Source organism: Wolbachia endosymbiont of Litomosoides sigmodontis (genome assembly GCF_013365435.1).
GTDB lineage: Bacteria > Pseudomonadota > Alphaproteobacteria > Rickettsiales > Anaplasmataceae > Wolbachia.
Window position 1 is genome coordinate 144,992 of record NZ_CP046577.1, and the last position, 21,431, is coordinate 166,422.

Annotated in this window: 11 protein-coding genes; 6 read left to right on the forward strand and 5 right to left on the reverse strand. The window is 32.3% G+C overall.

Going from position 1 to position 21,431, the window contains the following annotated elements:
* Positions 1 to 4: 4 nt before the first annotated feature.
* The 4 genes from glyS to GOY07_RS04480 form a co-directional block, all read right to left on the reverse strand.
* Entirely contained in the window at positions 5 to 2,089 is a 2,085-nt protein-coding gene (glyS, locus tag GOY07_RS00640) for a glycine--tRNA ligase subunit beta (RefSeq protein ID WP_175837434.1), read from the reverse strand.
* 3 nt (positions 2,090 to 2,092) lie between these two features.
* Positions 2,093 to 2,932, reverse strand: a complete 840-nt coding sequence (locus GOY07_RS00645) for a glycine--tRNA ligase subunit alpha (protein WP_175837436.1) — start codon at positions 2,930 to 2,932, stop codon at positions 2,093 to 2,095.
* A 44-nt stretch (positions 2,933 to 2,976) separates the two neighbouring features.
* Positions 2,977 to 3,735 carry a phosphatidylglycerophosphatase gene (locus GOY07_RS00650; RefSeq protein ID WP_175837438.1) on the reverse strand — a complete coding sequence of 253 codons (759 nt, stop codon included), beginning with the start codon at positions 3,733 to 3,735 and terminating at the stop codon, positions 2,977 to 2,979.
* A gap of 1,018 nt (positions 3,736 to 4,753) precedes the next feature.
* Positions 4,754 to 4,879: a hypothetical protein gene (locus tag GOY07_RS04480; RefSeq protein ID WP_256359453.1), complete on the reverse strand. Its 126-nt coding sequence runs from the start codon at positions 4,877 to 4,879 to the stop codon at positions 4,754 to 4,756.
* Positions 4,880 to 5,059: 180 nt separating this feature from the next.
* Between GOY07_RS04480 and icd the strand changes: the two genes are divergently transcribed.
* From icd to GOY07_RS00675, 6 genes are all read left to right on the forward strand, one after another.
* Positions 5,060 to 6,487, forward strand: a complete 1,428-nt coding sequence (gene icd, locus GOY07_RS00655) for an isocitrate dehydrogenase (RefSeq protein ID WP_175837440.1) — start codon at positions 5,060 to 5,062, stop codon at positions 6,485 to 6,487.
* Positions 6,488 to 7,286: 799 nt separating this feature from the next.
* Positions 7,287 to 7,925 carry an endonuclease III gene (nth, locus tag GOY07_RS00660; RefSeq protein WP_175837442.1) on the forward strand — a complete coding sequence of 213 codons (639 nt, stop codon included), beginning with the start codon at positions 7,287 to 7,289 and terminating at the stop codon, positions 7,923 to 7,925.
* Positions 7,926 to 8,114: 189 nt separating this feature from the next.
* Entirely contained in the window at positions 8,115 to 8,246 is a 132-nt protein-coding gene (locus GOY07_RS04485) for a hypothetical protein (protein ID WP_256359454.1), read from the forward strand.
* 1,448 nt (positions 8,247 to 9,694) lie between these two features.
* Positions 9,695 to 11,023, forward strand: a complete 1,329-nt coding sequence (gene miaB, locus GOY07_RS00665) for a tRNA (N6-isopentenyl adenosine(37)-C2)-methylthiotransferase MiaB (protein ID WP_175837443.1) — start codon at positions 9,695 to 9,697, stop codon at positions 11,021 to 11,023.
* 62 nt (positions 11,024 to 11,085) lie between these two features.
* Complete coding sequence (locus GOY07_RS00670; RefSeq protein WP_175838467.1) at positions 11,086 to 14,493, forward strand: class I tRNA ligase family protein; 3,408 nt, start codon at positions 11,086 to 11,088, stop codon at positions 14,491 to 14,493.
* A 60-nt stretch (positions 14,494 to 14,553) separates the two neighbouring features.
* Positions 14,554 to 17,205: a hypothetical protein gene (locus tag GOY07_RS00675; RefSeq protein WP_175837445.1), complete on the forward strand. Its 2,652-nt coding sequence runs from the start codon at positions 14,554 to 14,556 to the stop codon at positions 17,203 to 17,205.
* A gap of 5 nt (positions 17,206 to 17,210) precedes the next feature.
* Here GOY07_RS00675 and alaS read toward each other — a convergent pair whose 3' ends face one another.
* A complete protein-coding gene (gene alaS / locus GOY07_RS00680) occupies positions 17,211 to 19,772 on the reverse strand; it encodes an alanine--tRNA ligase (RefSeq protein ID WP_175837447.1) in 2,562 nt (853 codons plus the stop codon).
* Between the last annotated feature and the right edge of the window lie 1,659 nt (positions 19,773 to 21,431).

Here is a 21,431-nt window from a genome sequence, read left to right on the forward strand (position 1 = left end):
TAACTTATATGAGGTTAAAATGTGCTACTAAATGAAATGTGGAAATTACATTAGCAAGCAAAGATAATTTATTTTTTCTTAATTTATCAGAAGCACAGTTAATCTTTACACTGTCCATAAATTGATTAATAAATGGGATGAACTGAGTAAGTTCATTAAGCGCTGCATTAAAGTCGTCACTTTTTATTGCTTGTTTAATGCTTCTACAAGCAATTATAGCATAATCTGATAATGCGATTCCTTCACTTTCAATAAAAAACTTCTTATTATAGGGCATGCTGTAAGCAGTATTATCATTTTTTTCTGCTTTGTTAACTATGTTATTAACCCTTTTATAAGTGCTCAGAATCTGCTCGCCTTCGGGCGTACTAAGATAACGATCCAATATAATAGTTTGCTTTTCTGCTGTGAGCAGATCATTAATATCATCTTTATATAATATTGAATCTACAATGCCTTGCCTTATATCTCTGTTTTTTAAAATGACCTTGAATCTTTCTAAGCAAAACTTAAGTACCAGCTCTGCTCTAGTTAATTTATTGGGACAATCAACTGATGTTGCATCTTTAGTAAATGCAAGTTTGGGGTATAAAGATATTGATTTGTTTATTAATGGCTTGATTGGAATATACAAATTATTTTCGAGTATTGTTCTGATTATACTTATTGCCATTCTTCGCAGACCAAATTGATCGTATGAGCCGGAAATTTTTTCACCTGCTGCAATTAAACCAACCAAGCTATCTACCTTATCAGCGATAGATATAACAATTGCGGTAGAAGACTTGGAACATTCTTGCTCTGGTCTAATTGGCTTATAATGTTCTGTTATAGCTTCCACTATTTCCTCGTCTTCTTGGAAATAAGAAGCATAATATCCACCCATTATTCCTTGCAATTCTGGAAATTCTTTTACTATTAATGTTGCTAGATCAGCTTTTGCTAAATATGCAGCACGCTCAATTTTGGTTAGTGAGGCACGTGGAACATATATTGCTATATATTTTGATAAAGTTATAATGCGTTTTACTTTTTCTCCAACACTACCGAGAGAACCATGAAATAGTATAGAGTCTAATTTTTTGACATAATAATCCAAGTTTTCCTTTTTGTCCTGAGATATCAAAAATTGGGCATCAGCAAGACGAGCTTCCAATATCTTTGCGTGTCCTTTAACAACTTCATCATTGTTAACGTTTACAACAGTAATAAAATGTGAGATTTTCTGTCCACTGCTCAAAGCAAGATACCTTTGCTGTGTATTAATTATGCTAAGGATTACTTCCTTTGGTAATCTCAATGATTTCTCTTGGTTCACTTCACCAAATAGTACAATTGGCCACTCTATAAGTCCTGTTAATTCATTTAGTAAATAATCATTTTTTTCAAGTTGTAGATTCCGCTCCTTTGCAAATTTGTTGATCTGATCCAGTATAAATTGCTTTCTTTTGTCCGGCTGAAGGATTACGTTGCTTTTCTCTAGCAATTCAAAATAGTCTTTAGGTGTTTTAACAGTTAATGCTGTGTCACTTGAGAAAGACCTATGGCCATATGTTGTATTGCATGCTGTTATTCCTGCAAAAGATACAGGTATTATCTCGTTATTTAAAATACATAAAATGTTTTTAATTGGCCTAACCCATCTTTCTTTCCTTTCACTCCACCTCATGCTTTTTGGCCAAGAGAAATTTTTGAGCATTTCCTCTAGTTGCCTTTTGAGAAATTCTCTTATGTTAAATGAGCAAACGTCCTTTTTAATACAGTAAAAGTCTGCATTATTCACTTTGCGAACGAATAGATCTGTTTTGTTTTTTTTATTCTTCCTTAAAAAACCTTCGATGGCCCTTTTGGACGCGTTGACATTTGGTCCTTTAATTTCATCATTGGAGCTTTTTAGCCTAGAGATGCTTATATTGTCAACAAAAAGGGTGATGCGACGTGCCGTTATAAAAACTTCTATAGATGCAAATTTCACATTGTTTTTATTGAGGGCATTGGTGATGTAACTCTTAACTTGAGCTGCAGCTGAGTTCTGCATTCTTGATGGTATTTCTTCTGAAAGACATTCAAACAACAATTGTGACGACATATATTACTTACTCATGTATAATTCACAACATTTTTTTGTGAGCTCTCTCACTCTACTAATATATGCTGTGCGTTCATTCATACCAAGTACACCTCTTGCATCAAGCAGATTAAGTAAATGACTGGTTTTAACACATTGGTCGTAAGCTGCTACCGGTAACTCTTTTTCAATAAGAAATTTACACAGTTTTTCTGTATCTTCAAATTGCTGTTGCACTACCTCAGTATTATAATAGTCTAATGCCAGGGAAGAAAATTCATACTCTCTTTGCTTGAAAATATCTCCATAAGTTACACCACTATCGTTCCACGTTATGTCATAAACATTATTTACACCTTGTATGCACATCGCTAAACGTTCTAACCCATACGCCACTTCACCAGGGATTATCTTACAATCAATACCTCCTACTTGTTGTATATAAGTTAGTTGTGTTACTTCCATTCCATTACATATTACTTCCCAACCAAGTCCTGATGCACCGACACTTGGATTTTCCCAATCATCTTCAATAAACTTAATATCATATTTTTCTATGGATATGCCAAGAGCTTTTAAGCTACTTAAATAGACATCTTGTAAATTGTTGCCAGAAGGTTTGATTATAACCTGGTATTGATGGTGTTGGTATAAGCGATTAGGGTTATTACCATAGCGCCCATCTGCTGGTCTAATTACTGGTTGTAGATATGCAATTTTCGTTGGTTTTATATCAATTGCTGACATGATTGTTGCAGAATGCAATGTTCCAGCTCCAATTTCAGACGTATATGGGTGAAGTATGGTACATCCTTTACCAGCCCAAAAATTTTGTAATTCTTTTATTATGCTTTGTAAATTCACGCAAACTATATACTTTTTATACTGAATATATAAATAAATAAGTACTACTCAATATTTATTTTTTTAACAGTGTTATGTAAATAATCGCCTAAAAACGCCGAACTTTCTTTCATGTGCTGAATTATGCTTTTGTTTAGTATGATTGCATTATGTATAGTTAAGTCGCAGAGTATAAATGCAGTTAAATATAGCAAAATTACTGCGTAAAACGTATGAAAAATCCCTTCAAGGGTAATTGATATTGCATTGTTATAACTTAGCTGTATTGAACTTATTGGCCAAGGTTTCATCATTTCTACAACGTTAAAAAATATGTAAGGTATTATAAAAAAGAAGAACGAGTGCATAAAATCATTAAACCAGAATGGACATTGAAGTATCTGCTTACATATATTTCCATAGAGGTTGCTCACGGTGTAGTAAATTGCCATTATTGCTGGCATTGAAAATGCAACGGTCAGTACCTGTCCTGACGCTATTTGTATTACTATATTTTCACCACTACTTGCTGAAGGTTCATGAGCATGAAAAATAGATATTCCAACTAATTGCAGCACTAACATAACTACTGCTAACTTCATAAAAATAACAGCCACAACTATGCCAGAACTTGGCATTTTGTATAGTATAAAATTGCCTCCATATGTGAGAATTAATGTAATGTAGGTAGCAAGTAATATTAAGAAAGAAGACCAATAGTTCTGCCAGCCTGGTAAATACCCTATTCCTAGAAAAGAACTTACTGTTTTAGCAGGAAAAATCTTGCCTAATATTTTCCCCAGAATTGTCCATAAAATTCTCATATACTTAAAGTAATGTTCAGCTAATAAGGCTATAATACTTTATTGTAATAGGCTTATCAATAGTTCAAGACATGAGAACGAGGGATTCTGTGGTGATATCAATAACTAAAGAAAAATATCAACTAAATTTGCAATCCATTGCTACTGTTTTTGCAATTTTATCGTGAAGAAATTGCTCACGCTGATTAAAGATCTTTAATAATATGATTAAGGTTAATACAATTATAAGTAGACTAAAACATTAAGCAGTGTGTAACCGATTATAAAATATAACACTCAGAAAGCTACTGTTTAGCTTATATTAGAGTGGTTTTTTCAAGTGTATTTTTATCTTTTGCGTGCATATAAAGTACCAATTGTCTTGGTGAAGTGTCACTAAATTCTATATTATAAATACTAAAATGTTAATTCAAATATTAGCCTGTTACTTATATAGTTGCTGCTTTATTTAAAAGCATTTCAGCCATATTAGAGGAAGTGTAAGGTAAATTCAATGACAAGCTTTATTTCCTATGCTAATATTAATTCTTATTGTTGATAGATCAAATGAGTGACATTACAAAGTTATTTAATTGCGGAATGAGAAAAGAGAGGTAGTAAGTTTGTCTAAAGCATTTTTAAGCGAAGCAATTATATTATAGACTTTATTACACAAAATGTTCTGTTTTATATACATCTAAAGAGTCTCTGTAATAGAATTGAGTTCAGGTGAGTATGGTGTAGGTATATAATCTCTATATTTTTAGGTATCTTTAAATCTTTGATTTATTATAACTAACATAATCTCTGACAAAAAAGTCTTCTCTTATTCTTAAATATTGTGATATTTGTTTGAGAAATATATTCATATAATTAGTGTTACATCAGTGCAACTAAGTATAGTTCTCTCTATTTCTAGGATAATTACTCTGTAAGAGATAAAAATTTAGTCTACCTAATTTTACTTTAACCTGTGTTCTAATACCATTTTTTAAACTACCATTGTCCAACTTTTGAATGTTGGTTAAATCGCAATTTATCAAAGTAAAGACAACTTTTGTTTAGGATGCTTGCCAATAATCTCATTAAGTTTTTTAAAATTTTTCCTATCTACTTTAGACTGTTCATTGCAAGTTGGTCTTGGCGTAATATATGAAAACTTCATTTTTTACATATTACAATGTACTGTAATCTTGCTGACATTCAAGTAAATTTTTTCTAGATTTTTAATTCTCATTTCTTTAATTGCTCACGTTATTAAATAACTTTAAATATGCTAATTTAATTAAAATTGACCCGCTCTATTATTTGAATTAATATTAAATCGTTTGTAGTTAAGGAAGTTATGTCAACACCAATCACAGTTGCATATGGTGACGGCATCGGACCGGAGATTATGGAAGCGGTGCTGTCGATATTGCGTCAGGCAGAGGCAAAGATTTCAATAGATGTTATTGAAATAGGGGAGCGTATTTATAATAAGGAATGGTCCCACGGAATTTCTCCAAGTGGTTGGGAATCTATTGAAAGAACGAAGATATTGCTTAAGTCTCCAACAACAACTCCACAAGGTAAAGGGCACAAAAGCTTAAATGTTGCGCTTAGAAAAAAGCTAGAGTTATATGCAAATATTAGACCATGCATTTCATATCATCCTGTTATAGAAAATAAATTCGATAAGTTTGATATTGTAATAATACGCGAAAATGAAGAGGACCTTTATACAGGAATGGAGCATAGACTCACCGGTGATTCCTACCAGTGCACCAAAATTATTACTAGATCTGGATCAGAAAAAATATGTAGGTACGGTTTTGAGTATGCAAAAAGATATAATAGGGAGAAAATAACTTGTCTGACTAAAGATAACATAATGAAAATGACCGACGGCACTTTCCATACAGCATTTGATTCTATTGCAAAAGAATACCCAGATATAAAGGCAGAACATTATATAGTTGATATTGGAATAGCACGTGTTGCCACAGAACCGGAAAATTTTGATGTTATAGTAACTGAGAACTTATACGGAGATATATTGTCAGACATAGTAGCACAAACTTCAGGTTCTATAGGACTTGCTGGAAGTAGTAATATAGGTAGTAAGTATGCAATGTTTGAAGCAGTTCATGGTTCTGCTCCTGATATTGCAGAAAAAAATATAGCTAATCCTTCTGGCCTTTTAAATGCTGCAGTGCATATGTTGATCTATATAGATCAAGCAGATGTTGCAAAATTAGTTTACGATGCGTGGCTAAAGACTTTGGAGAGTGGGATACATACTGCTGATTTATATAGAGAGAAAAGGAGTAAACGGAAAGTTGGTACAAAAGAGTTTGCAGAAGCTGTTATAGATAATCTAGGGAAGAAACCTGAAATATTACCTAGTCTTGTAATTAGCAGTGGTGTGAGTAGTGAAATGAGTAAAATACAAAGTAACTTTGAACAAGACTATAAAGTTAGGAAATTGGTTGGTAGTGATATAACACTTGCTTGGGATGGATCAAGTAATTTTGATCAAATAGTAAAATTATTTGAATTAAGTAATCTGAAGGTTATAGCAATATATTCAAAAGGACTAGAGATTTGGCCTGGGTATTCAAAATCTTCGAGTGACCAAGTGACTTGCAGGTTTGTTGTAAATAATGAAAAGAAAATTATTACAAACAGTGATGTAAATGACCTGCTAATCAAACTCGAAGAAAATAGATTTGATGTGGTGAGAATGGATAAGTTATATTTGTATGATGAAAAAAAGGGGTTTTTTTCTTGAATTATTATAAAGAGCTTGGCCTCTTTTTTAAAGGAGCGGCATAAGAAATTGATATTTGTAAATCACTCTAATAAAAATAGAGACAATAATAGGTTTATATAGCTTCATCAAGCTGATGAAGAGCTGAAAAAATATATTAAACCTTTAGAACACTGTGGAACACATATATTAAAGTTAGTGTGGTGCTGAAGGTGAATTGATGTCTATAACTCAAAAAGTCAAAGACTTTTTGTTTGAAGAAGACTTAATTTATAAGGTCCAAGTTTAGATATCTTCAAAAAAGGGATGAAAATTAAAAAGTTCATGCAAAAACTGAATCAATATCAAGCAAAGCATACAATTATTCAATTATATTATTTTTTTAGGAAAAGGTAGGAGTGCTTTTGAAGAGGATAAAAAGATCTTGGCATTAGAATTCATGTTGCATAAAAAAATGTCTGAAAAGGAAGGTGCTTTACCTTTAGATCTATTAATTACCAATTGCTGTAGGCTGTTATTTACTATGTAGAATAGTAGCATTTGATATTTTGTTTATGAATACGTTATTTATAAATTAGCGAATCTATTGTATGGCTAAGTTATAGAGATAGTGAAATTTTTATTGATGAATTGGGGAACAGAATGATCTGTATTACACTAGACGATAAGCTCCTTTTTACTATCTTTATCGCTGTTTTTTCTGTTCTATTAGATATAGTATGGTTTATGAAAACTGTTAATGCAAATAATTATGCCTCTTGTCAGAAAGAGTTTTGCAGTAGAATATTACAGTATAGTATAAATTTTTAGCTCTAAGTGCATGGATTTAGAAAAGATAGAATTGATATTTGAGAAATTTAAACAGTCGAATCCTATACCGAGAATAGAGCTGAGTTATACCAATCATTTTACATTACTGATTGCAATAATTCTGTCGGCACGTACAACTGATGTGAGTGTTAATAAAATTACAAAAGAGCTGTTTGGCATCACTGATACACCAGAAAAGATGTTAAATCTCGGACAAAGTGGGCTTAAAAAATACATAAGCAGTATTGGTTTATATAATTCCAAAGCAAAAAACATAATTGAGCTCAGCGGGATATTGATTGAGCGATACAATAGTAAAGTGCCTGCTAATTTTGATGACTTAGTGTCTTTGCCAGGAGTTGGAAGAAAAAGCGCTAATGTATTCTTAAATACTGGATTTAGCATTCCAACATTGGCAGTTGATACTCATGTTTTTAGAGTAAGTAATAGAATTGGCCTTATAAAAGAAAAAGATGTATTCAAAACAGAGAAATCTCTTTTAGATGTAGTTCCAAAAAAATACCTACTCTATGCTCATCGCTGGCTAGTTTTACATGGTAGATATGTTTGCAGAGCACAAAAACCTTCGTGTGAAACGTGCATGATTCGTGATTTATGTGAATTTGAGTGTAAAAGTTATAAAATCTAGTATTCTTTTTCTTACTTATCTGAGTAGTTTATAAAACCTTGCTGAAAAACTACTTGGCAAATTTTGTCAATTTCCTTACCATGAGATTGAAGGTATTTATACTCAATTCTCTCACTACCTTATACAAGGAACAGATGAATAATAATGAAAAAGAAACCTTAATGAAGCAAGTAAAATAGCGAAGTTTAAATGGTATTGAAGTCAAAATTATTGGATAAAAAAAGTTGTGGAATCAGCAAAAGAAGTGCTGAAAAAAAAGTGTGTGAGAGGTACTGTGTAACAGCCGTAGCAAAAGTATGTTGCATTTCGGAACAACACTAATATTCAAAAAATGAAGTTTTCGTATATTACACCAAGGTCAATTCATAAATAAATAAGATAAAGGTAGATAAGAAAAGTTTAAAAGCTTAATAAGGATATTGATAAATATTCTGAATAAGAGTTATTCATTTTTAATGAATTGCAGTTTAGCACATGTTTGAAAATTGTACATGTAGTTTAAAAAGGGTGTTAGAACATAGGTTAAAGTAAAAAATTGGGTAGATAAGATTTTTGTTTCTAAAGTACAGTTAATCTTTTAGGAATGGAGAGAATTCTAACTTATTGCTCTGAAATGGTCAGTACTAATTGTATGAATGTATTTCTTGAGTAAATGTCACAATATTTAAGAATAAGAGAAGACTTTCTTGTCAGAGATTATTCTAGTTAGAATAAGTCAAAAATTTAAAGGTGCCTAAAAATATAGAGATTATATACCACATCATATTCACCTGAGCTCAGTCTTATTAAGAGACTTTAGTTGTATATGAAGTAGAACATTTTGAGTAATAAAGTCTATAATACAATTGTTTGCTTGAGGGTGCTTGTGCAAATTTATTACTTCTCCTTGCTTACTCAGCAATTGAATAGCTTTGCAATATTACTTATTTGATTCATTACCAATGAGAATTGGTATTATCAGTAGTCTCATTAATTTTTTTTAACTCTTTCTGTCTAATTTTATTTAGTTCATTATGAATTGATCTTGGCGCAATATACAAAAACTTCTAGGGGATTCTTCTTATCCTCATTTCTTTCTTGGTAATATTAAGGCTTTCTTGTATTCGTACTTCAATTTATTCAAATTGACTCTGATTCAATTTAGTTTTTCTACGAAATTGAAGATGGATCAAACAATTTTTCTTCTCTTTCAAATTTTAGGTGTTTTGTCTATGCAGTTAGTGCATATTCTTGAAATGCAACATATTTTTGCTATAATTACAGCATTTAATTTTTTTGTAACTCTTTTGCTGATTGCACGATTTTTTCGTCCATTAATTTTAATGCTATTTTAACCTTGCTATTTTACTTACTTCGGTATGACTTCTTTTTCATTATTGTCTGTCTGTTCCTTGATACAGTAGGAATTGATATAGTAACTTCTATCACAGGATTCTTTTGCCTTTTTCTTGTTTGTTAAATTTCTTGATATTTATAGCTACAATGCGTGAAATGAAATCACAGTATCAGATACTCGGATGACAGAAGGAGGGTACTGAGGTAACAGAAAAAGAAGCTGAAATAAACACCAGGCGGACTAAAGTTATAGTGTATGTACATCTATACGCTTGACACTGGGATCGAGTTATCCGTATTATCTCATAAAAATCTATCACATTTACCTGTGACAAGTCTATTAGTATCACATACTAGAATGACATCAGTGTGCGTGTTTAGACATTTATGTATAGAGTGAAGAAATTAAAAAAAACGTACCAAATGATAAAAGTATGAAAGGCCTGTACATTAAAACTTACGGCTGTCAAATGAACATTTATGACTCCGTTTTAATGGAAAATATAATTAAACCTCTGGGGTTTAACGTTGTTAGTGATCCTGAAAAAGCTGATTTGGTGATACTTAATACCTGTCATGTTAGGGAAAAAGCAGCAGAAAAACTTTATTCTGAGCTTGGGAAAATTCATTCATTACAAAAAAATAAAAAAATTACTATAGTGGTAGCGGGATGTGTTGCTCAGGCAGAGGGAGAAGAAGTATTTAGGAGAGCTCCTTTTGTTGATATTGTTGTTGGACCACAGAGCATAGCTACCCTGTCAGAGCTGATAGTTAAAGCAAGTAGGAATAAAGGCCATGTAATAAATATTGATTTTCCTGAGATTGTGAAATTTGATAGATTACAGGATGAGTGTTACGGTAGTAGCCAAGGATCTTCTGCATTTCTTTCCATACAAGAAGGTTGTGATAAGTTTTGTACATTTTGTGTGGTACCGTATACTCGTGGGGCTGAATATTCGCGTCCAGTAAATGAAATATTTCGCGAAGCATTGAAATTAGTTGCAAGTGGGGCAAGGGAAATCAATTTACTTGGTCAGAATGTCAATGCTTATCATAGAGAATGCAAAGGGGAAGTATGGGATTTAGGAAAGTTAATTAGTCATATTGCAAAAATTGAAAAATTAGAAAGGATTCGCTATACAACTTCTCACCCAAGAGATATGCATGAGTCTCTTTACTTGGTACATTCGGAAGTACCAAAACTCATGCCATTTATTCATCTGCCTGTACAGTCAGGTTCAAATAAAATATTGCGTGCGATGAACAGAAAGCACACTGTAGAGGAGTATTTGGAAGTAATAGAAAGGTTTCGCAAATTGAAACCAGAAATCGAATTTTCTTCTGACTTTATTGTTGGTTTCCCTGGGGAAACTGAAAAAGATTTTGAAGAGACTATAAAATTAGTGAAAAGAGTGAAGTATGCTCAGGCTTATAGCTTTAAATACAGTACAAGGCCAGGTACACCAGGGGCAGAAAGAAAAGATCAAGTACCAGAAGAGGTTAAAACAGAACGACTCCTTCGTTTACAGAAATTAATTAGTAAGCAACAGCTTGACTTTAATCAGAGCATGGTAGGTAAAACTATACCTGTTCTATTTAGCAATAAAAAAGGTAAATACCAAAATCAAATTATTGGTAAAAGTCCATATATGCAATCAGTGTGCATTGATGATCCTGAAAATAAATATAGAGACAAGATAGTAAATGTAAAGGTATTAGAAGCTTGGCAAAATAGCTTATTAGGGTGTGAATTACAGGAATGAATTTGTTTTTGAATTTGTGATTTTCTAGAAAGTTATATACTCTTTAGTTTTAAATAGTGAGCATGAAGCTAAAGCATTACCCTGCTACAATAAACTGCCCTGATTTTTCATCCTTAGAAAAGGAAATCATAAAATTTTGGCGGGAAAATAAAATTTTTGAGCTGTCAGTTCAGAGGCGTTCTAAGGATAACTGTTTTGTCTTTTACGATGGACCTCCATTTGCAAATGGACTTCCGCATTATGGGCATTTACTTACTGGTTTCATAAAGGATACATTTGCAAGATATCAAACTATGCTTCAAAGAAAGGTTGAACGTAGATTTGGTTGGGATTGTCATGGACTGCCAGCTGAGATGGGAGCGGAAAAGGAACTTAAAATATCTGGTAGAACTGAAGTAGAAAAATTTGGCATTGAAAAATTCAATAACTATTGCCGTACTTCTGTGATGAAATTTTCATCAAAATGGGAAAAGTATGTAAATAGGCAGGCAAGATGGGTAGATTTTCATAATGACTACAAGACCATGGATAAGTCGTTCATGGAGTCAGTCATGTGGGCGTTTAAGCAGCTTTATGATAAAGGTTTAGTATATGAATCGCTGCGCGTTGTTCCATATAGTTGGGCATGTGAAACTCCATTGTCTAATTTTGAAACAAGGCTTGATAATGCATATAGAGAAAAGCTTAGTAAGGCTGTAACTGTTGCATTTGAGCTTTTAGAAAATCCACGGCAGTTTAAACAAAAATGTAAATTGCTTGCTTGGACTACAACTCCTTGGACGTTGCCGAGTAACTTGGCTTTAGCAATAGGAGAAAATATTGAGTATTGTGCAGTATTAGTCTACTCTTTGGTCTCATTCCAGCATCACACACTGGAACCCAAAGAAAAGGAAACCTGGATCTCAATATCAGATGCTAAGATGATGAAAAAAGGAATTACTGAAATGAGAGCAGAGGACAATGAAAGAAGTCTAATAAATAATGAGGTATATATTTTTTCTAAAGACTACCTAGAAAAATTTATTGTTTATTGTAAACAAAACAATATTTTATATAAAAACTGCAATATAAAACTTAGAGCAAATGATCTGGCAGGTCTTTCTTATAAGCCACTGTTCTCTTATTTTAAAGATACGAAGAATGCATTCCGTGTTTTCATTGCTGATTATGTTACAGGAGAAGATGGTACTGGCGTTGTACATATTGCTCCTGGGTTCGGCGAAGAAGATTTTTACTTGTGTCAGAGCCATGATATTTCAGCCATTTGTCCAATTGATCACAGTGGAAGATTTACTACTGAAGTTTCAGATTTAACGGGAATTCATGTTTTTGATGCTAATGATGCAGTAATAAAGAAGTTAAAAGAGCAAGGGAATTGGTTCAAAACCGAACAATATATACATAATTATCCCTATTGCTGGAGGACTGATACTCCCTTGATCTATCGTACTATGCCTTCTTGGTACGTTGCTGTGACAAAGTTCAAGAAGAGAATGACTGAATTGAATAAGAGAGTTAATTGGATGCCGAGCCATATAAGAGATGGTCAATTTGGAAAATGGCTTGAAGAAGCACACGATTGGTCAATTTCTCGCAACCGATTTTGGGGTACGCCAATTCCTGTATGGAAATCTGATGATGCAAAATATCCAAGGATAGATGTATATGGTTCAATAGCAGAATTAGAAAGAGATTTTGATGTTAAAGTGGATGATTTACATAGGCCATTTATCGATTCTTTAACAAGACCAAATCCTAATGATCCAACAGGAAAATCAATTATGCGTCGTGTATCTGACGTATTTGATTGTTGGTTTGAATCTGCCTCGATGCCATTTGCACAAGTTCACTATCCGTTTGAAAATAGAGAATGGTTTGAGGATAATTTCCCCGCAGACTTTGTCACTGAATATATAGCCCAAACAAGAGGGTGGTTTTATACGCTTTTTGTATTATCCACTGCTTTATTTGACAGTGAACCATTTAAAAATTGCATATGCCACGGTGTAGTTCTTGATGTAAAAGGACAAAAACTATCTAAACGTCTAAATAATTATGCAGACCCGATGGAAGTTTTTGATAAATATGGTTCTGATGCACTGCGTTTTCTTATGCTTTCTGGATCTATTGTTTATGGAGGCAATTTATTGCTTGATAAAGAAGGAAATCTAGTACGAGATGTTCTGAAAAATGTAATAAAACCTATTTGGAACAGTTATCACTTTTTTACCATGTATGCCAATGCAGACGGAATTAAAGCTGAGATTTGTAAGGACTATAAGAATACTATTGATTCCTACATGATTTCCAAATGCTTTGAGGCTGTGGAACGTATCAAAGCTTCTATGAGCGATTATAATTCGCAAGAAGCTTGTAAGGTTCTGGTAGATTTTTTTGAAGTGTTAAATAATTGGTATATTCGTCGCAGTCGTGAGCGTTTTTGGAAAAGTAATTTAGATCAAGATAAAACTGATGCTTATAATGTTCTATATACGGTTTTTTATTACATATTAAGAGCTGCTGCTCCTTTATTGCCGCTTATAGCAGAGACTATATGGCAGGGACTTAAGTATAAAGAAATATCTGTTCATTTAGCTGATTTTCCACAATTAGAGAGATATGATAGTGAACTTATTGTCAAGATGGATTTAGTAAAAGAAATATGCAACTCTGCATTATCTATTAGAAACACTTTTAATATACGTGTTAGACAGCCACTTAGCAGCATGATCATTTATCATCAATCTTCCTGCAATTTTCTTAAAAGGAAACTGCTTTCTGTTGTCATTCCAAAATTCTCTCATGTTACCCAGATGTGTGATGCTAAGATCAAGAAAGAGTGGGAATGGTCAAACAATGAAATGACACCAAGCATGAATGAGTACCAAGAAATGATAAAAGATGAAGTAAATGTAAAGGAAATAGAATTAGTAAATAGTCTTGAAGGTATTGCATCGTTGGAGTTGAAATTAAATTTTCCTATGCTTGGGAAAAGAATTCCAGATAAGGTCAAGAAACTAGTTCAATATGTCAAAGAAGGGAAATGGAAGCAAATTGATAATGAAAAAGTATTTTTAGGTAATGAGTTGGAAAGCTACATTATAGAAAAAGGCGAATATGAGCTATTATTAAAGACGAACAGTGAATATTCCTCTGTATTTGATAATAACAAAGGAATTGTTATCTTAAATACTGCCTTAGATGATGCACTGGTCCTAGAGGGGCTTGCAAGGGATGTTATAAGACTCATTCAGGAGACCAGAAAGCAAGCTGACTTTCATATATCGGATAGGATCAAAGTAATAATCAAAACCGAAGATGAGAAAATTAAAAGAGCAATAAATATGTGGGGTAAATATATAAAAGAGCAGACTCTTTCTTTATCTTTAGAAATTAATATAGAAATTGGAGCTAACTTTCATTCTAAAGAATACCGGGATTTAATTATTGGTATTGAGTTAAATTGTTAATAGTTGCGAATTATCAGCATTTATGCTATACTTAAGGTAGGTGTAGTAAAGTGATATAATATGAATACTGTTGTAAGTTGTGAAAAAGTTTTTGGTTCAAATAATGATAAAAAAGAACCTATTCTTACTTTAGGAAAACAACAATCTATTTCCAAGTTGGGAGAAAAGAAGAAATTGTTGGCTGGTTTTGATATCCCGCTAAGTGTATTTCGTCATAAAAGTTATGACTCTGACTTTTTTACTTCTTGGTATAATGTGTCAAGTGAAATATTTAAAGAGATAAACAGAACTTGCCGAGAAAAACTGCTACTAAATTTAGCTTTATCTGTTTTAATGCTTCCTTATATTGCTGTTATTGCATTAGGATTAGTTATATATAACAGATTTCAAGCAAATAGTAAAACACAGAATAGTTCAGAGAAGAATAAAATAGAAAGGAGTAAAGTAAGTGAAAGTACAGTAAAAAGATTAGTATATGGTTTTCTTGCTGCAATAGCGACTCTTGTTAATATAGCTGTGCTTATAGTATTAATTGTTCCTGCAACACTCGCTTTGGCTACTTTTTATTTTTTGAATAAGGAATTATCTCGTTCTTTGAGTGCTGCTTTTAAAGTAAGCGCGGGACTGTATCGCAGTGAACACCAGAATATTGCAATATCTTTTCATGAAGCAGAAGTTACTGAACCAAACATTGCATGGGATATGGAAATAAAATTTCCTCCACAATTTGAGCAGTTGCTTAGAGATTTGTATGAAGATAAAAATGATAAGCTATTTGTTACACGAGATTCGGAACATAATACTGTACTGAAATTATCAGCTAATATTCATTTAAGAAATAGTCTTATAACTTTGCATAATGAGATCAAGGAAGTGCTTAATACTTCGATTCAAGAGTTTGCGAGGACTATGGAAGAGCTGATAAAGCTAGAAAAGAAAGATATTATATATGATAAGCTGGGGGAGTTGTTAAACGGATTTAGACTAAGAGTGGTGAATAGTGTAGGTCCTAAATTAACAAGTCGTTTGATGCAGGATGCTTACGGAGTCGCTTTTATACAGGCAATCAAGATTGCACAAGGGGAAGGAATGAGGAAGGAAGGTTTTTCGTTGGAGGAAAGACTAAAAGAAGTATTGGTAAAGGAAGAATTAAAAAGCCAAGGTAAGGAATTATCAAGTAAAAAAGATATTATAATAGAAGATTTGGAGAATGCAGGGATAAAAGTACCAAAAGACTTAAAAGAATATGAATTTTCTGTATATGAAGCAGAATGGAGGTACAGCAAAGAAGTGCGTAAAAGAACATTTATTGAGGTTTCTGAGAATAAGTATCTTCAAGAAACAAAGACAGCTCTAGGTAATGCAAAAGAAGAAATTCAATATTTGAAGGAGTTAGTATTAAAAAGGTATAATGATATATATAAAGAGCTGGAAAAAATGCATGAGAATTGGAGAAATGGTAACTTAAAAAATGGTACCTTAAAAAGGAGATTAGAAGATCTTTTTAAATTAGATCATGATGATCAAGAGATTGAGCAAAGGTTAATAGAATCAAGAATAAAGGCTATTCGGGCTCTATTGAATAGGTTAGATGATGGAGTAAAGCAGTCTTTAATGGAAGAGCTTAATGAGTTGGAAGCAAAAACTTCAAGTAAAGTAGATGGCTTTGTAGAAAGGACGTATTTAGAGATAAAGCAATATGAAATGCAAAGGTTACTTCAAAAACAGAAGAAAGGTGTTCTGGATTTATGCAGGATATTAAAAGAATATGAACCTGGCTTAGCAGAAATGATTGAGATTTTTCGCAGACAAGGACATTTGGAGGTAGAACAAGCACTAAAAGATCAAAATGAGCGTTTAAAAATTAAACTAAATGGTAGGGAAAAGGGGCATCCATGTACAAAATTAATAAAAGTCCTTTTAGAAAGAAATGAAAGAATTCTAAAAGCGTTAGAACAGTTAGAGTTATTTAAAGAGGAGTTGTTAATAAATGAAAAAACAAAAAGTGATTACAAAGAAGAGCTAACATCTCGAGAAAAAATAAAATTTGCAGTAATAGAAGATGAATTGCTGGATGTCTTCAAGAAGAATGAAACCTTTGATGGAGAGGCAATCAAGAAATTATTAGAGAAAGCAGAGCTTGAGTACTGTTTAGCAGAGAAATGTATTAAATATCCTGTGATTAAAACGAAAGATAATGTCAAACATTTCTGTCAAGCTTTATTGTCTCCTTTGATAAGCAATTTGGCAGAAAATATAATAAATAATGTACCAAAGGATAATAAAAGTGGACTTTCAAGATTTTTGAGCTCTTGTAAAGTTGGTTTAGGCTATATTAAAATGGGCTGGTCAGCTACGAAAAAGAACGAAAGTACAGAAGGAAAAGCGTTAGATGTGGCACATGATACTTATAAGGAAGTAGAGACATTGCTTAAATATTTTGAGTCGAGTTATGAAGAAGTGGGAGCTTTAGTAGGTGATGTATTTTCTGATGATGGTGAAACGTTTAAAAAAAATATATGGCCTAAAATAAAAGATCATTTATGTGGAATGTGGGATAGATTCTTTAAGGATATTGAATTCACATTAGTCAGCAAAAATAGAAATATCTGTCAAGAAACAAAGGAAACAGTAAGTGCTAAATTGAATGGGCTTGTAACACAGGAACATAAGAATCCTGTTAATGAGCTTTGCTCAGTAACAGGGGCGTAATACAACTATCTTGTTAAGTAACTATAAATAGCTGTAAAAATATCACTACTATCACAACCTATTTGAGCAAGCTCAGCGTTTTCACCATAACTTTTCCCGGTTACGCTAGATACTAGCTCTTTTGTGCTAACTTTATCAACTAAATCTTTACTTACTTTTACGATCAATACTGTTTTATTTTTTTCCGTTGCCGTAAAAGCTATTACTGTTTTTGGTTTTTGTTGCTGCAAAATAAATTTCCTTACTATATTTGCTGGAATGTCAGTAAAAGAATGACTTATGAAATTCATTCCATTTATTTCAATGCTTTTTATGTTTTCTGTACTTACAAGCTTTTTGTAGAGGCTTTTTATTTTAATTTCAGATTCTTTACGCTCTTGGTTTAAAATGCTTAACCTGCTTGTTATTTCATTTACTGGAGCTTTTACAAGTTCTGCAATTTTTTTTAAGTTGATTTCATTGTTACGTGCATAATTAATTGCTTCTTGACCAGTTAAAGCTTCGATTCTTCTTACTCCAAATGCAATGGAACATTCTGTTACTATTTTAAATAAGCCAATTTCTCCAGTACGCTCTACGTGTGTACCACCGCATAACTCTTTTGAATCTCCAATGTTTACAACCCTAACCTGATCTCCATATTTTTCGCCGAATAATGCCATAGCCCCTTCATCTATTGCCTGATTCAGGCTTTGAATTTTTATAAACGCGGAAAGATTTTCTCTGATTAAAGAGTTTACCATATCTTCTATTAAAAATAGTTGATTGTGAGTAACTTGAGTATTATGACTAAAGTCAAATCGTAGTCTATCTGGTGCAATTAGGGAACCTTTTTGAGTAATATGATCACCTAAGATTTTTCTTAATGAAAAGTGCAGAAGATGTGTAGCTGAGTGATTTTTTCTTAGGTTTTGCCTTCTTTCCTTATCAATGCTTGCTGTAACTATGTTATCTTTATAGATTGGGCCGGATTTAACTATGCATCTATGCAAATATAGGTCATTAACTTTATTGGTATTCTCTACTATAGCTATACCTTCAGCAGTAATGAAACTACCAGTATCTCCCATCTGTCCACCTGATTCGCCATAAAAAGGTGTTTTATCAAGTATAATAGTTATCTTTTCTCCCTCTTTTGTAGAATCAATCATTTCATTTTTAGAGGAAAGTATAGCTAGTACTTTTGCATCTTTTACTTCACTAAAATCATAACCAACAAATTCTGTTTTGCCGAATTTATTAATCAGATTAAACCATACTTGCTCAACAGATTTTTTACCAGATCCAGTCCATTTAGCACGTGCTCTTTCTTTTTGTTCTTTCATTGCATTATAAAAACCTTTTTGATCAAAGTTTATTTTTCTCTCTTTTAAGATATCAAGTGTAATGTCCAAGGGAAATCCATAAGTGTCATATAGCTTAAACGCTGACTCTCCCGATAAAGTATCGCCTGGTTTTAAATCTATAGTGAATTTTTCCAAAAGATTAATGCCTTTCATCAGAGTGTCTTTAAAATTTTCTTCCTCTGATTTTAACGTTGTTTCTATTAAGCTTTTAGCTCTGATTAATTCGGGATAGACATCTCCCATATAAGCTAAACTTGTTCTATCTATTAACACTGGAAAAATGTGATGAAGCAGGGAATCATTATATCCAAGTTGATGAATATAGCATGCTGCTCTCCTAATTAATCTGCGTAATACATAATTTCTCCCTTCATTTCCAGGTAGCACTCCTTCTGCAATGAGAAATGCAGCTGCACGAAGATGATCTGCAATGACCTTATGCGCTGCTTTATTCTCTACATCTCCACAGTATTCCTGTAATTTATTTATCAGAGCAGAAAATAGATCTATGTCATAGTTATCATAGACGTTTTGCACCACAGCAGCTATTCTCTCAAGGCCCATACCAGTGTCGATGCATTTTTGGGGCAATTTTTGCAGATTGCCTTCTTCATCTTTGTTAAATTCCATGAATACTAAATTCCAGATTTCAATAATTCTGTTGTCGTACTGTAAATTAGGCTTTGCATGGTCGTAAAAAATTTCAGAACATGGACCACATGGTCCAGTATTGCCCATACTCCAAAAATTGTCATCTGTTGCAATTCTGATGATTTTATCGTTTGAAAAACCACTTACCTTGCGCCAAATCTCATATGACTTATCATCAGTATGATAGATAGTTATAAACAATCTCTTTTTATCAAGAGGCAATTCTTCAGTGATAAATTTCCACGCAAATTCTATTGCGGTTTCTTTGAAATAATCACCGAAGCTAAAATTTCCGAGCATTTCAAAAAATGTGTGGTGCCGAGTTGTATAGCCAACATTTTTAAGATCGTTATGTTTACCACCTGCTCTTAGACATTTTTGACTCGAAACAGCACGTTTCATGTTAGTTTTTTGTATACCAGTAAAAATGTTTTTAAACTGCACCATGCCAGCGTTTGTGAACATAAGTGTTGGGTCATGTTCTGGAATTAAGGGAGACGAAGAAATCTGTTTATGATTATTACGTACAAAAAATTTTATAAATCTTTCTCTAATTTCGTTTAGCTTCATTCTTTTTACTAAGATTACCTATGCATAATAAATTGCAATGAAAGTAAAATCAATTTATCACAATCAACTTAGTTATACTAATTCTCATTGTTAACAAGTTAAGTAATTAATATTACAGAATTGTTTAATTGCGAAGTGAAAAAGAGAGTAATAAATTTGTACAAAGCACTTTCAAGAAAAGCAATTATATCATAAACTTTATTACGCAAAATGTTCTACTTTATATACAACCAAAGTTTCTGAATAAGATTAAGCTCTAGTGAGCATGGTGGTAGGTATACAATCTTAATATTTTAGATATCTTGCAATTTTTTGATTTATGCTAACCAGCATAATCCGTAACAAGAAAAGCTTCTGATGTTCTTTTAAATGGCACAAATAAACCAGGGCTCTCTCCATCTCTAGAATTAACCACATTGTGGAGATAAAAATTTTATCTACCTAATTTTACTTTAACCTGTGTTTTAACGTCCTTTTCTAACTACCATTGTCTAACTTTCAAGTGTGGTGCTAAACTATAATTCATCAAAGATGAATAACTCTTGTTCATGATACTTGCCAATAGTCTCATTAAGTTTTTTAAAACTCTTCCTGTCTACCTTTATCTTGTTCATTATGAATTGATCTTGATGCAATATACGAAAACTTCATTCTCTACATATTATGGTATGGCTGTAGATTCACATATTCAAGCCAAATTTTTCCTGAATCTCATTTCTTTAATGAAAATATCAGAATGTTCTTGCATTCATACTTCAACTCATTCAAACCGACTCTGATTCAATCTAGTTTTTCTACGATCTTAAGAAGAGCAAACAATTTTCTTCTTTTAAATGAAACTTTGCTGCAGCTGTTACACAGTACTTTTTTGCTGCAATTACAGCATTTAGTGTTTTTTTGCAACATATGCATTATTTTACACTTCCTTCAAGCATTTTTTTGCTGACTCTATGACTTTCTTATTCAAAAATTTTGATTTCACACAACGCCATTTAAATCTCGCTATCTTACTACTTCAGTAAGGCTTCTTTTTTATTATTGTCTATCCGTTTCTTATGTAGTGAGAATTGGTATTGTAAGAGCACGTTCTCTTGTTGTTTAATATAAATTACTTACATTTATCGCTTTTAACTAATACATGTATTTCATTACTAACTTTATGGTGTAGTTCTGTAATTGAATATAAATAGTTAAAAAAAGAAATAGTTCTTTAGTGTTTCTTTATTACACCTAGAATTATGTAAGCGTCAAGTTTTCCTTCTCAGTATCAATTTTAAAAATGTTCTTATGTTTTTCTTAAATCTTCCGCATTGATATGTAAGATCAGATATATACGCATTTTAATAGTTTAACCACCTTGCTCTTGTATTCGCTAGGCATATTTTACATTTTAGAGTTAAGATCAAATGCTTTCATTTCAAGATTTGTATTTTTTCTTATATCATCTAAACCTTTAGCTAATTTTGCATTGAAATTCTCTGTGAGTTTTGTAGCTAGTGCTTTTTCATTTTTGTTAAAAGCTAGTATATAGCATTGAAATCAAAATTTTTAAGTAAGAAAATCATAGAGTCAGCAAAAAAATGCTTGAAGGAAGTGTAAAATAATGCATATGTTGCAAAAAAACACTAAATGCTGTAATTGTAGCAAAAAAGTACTGTG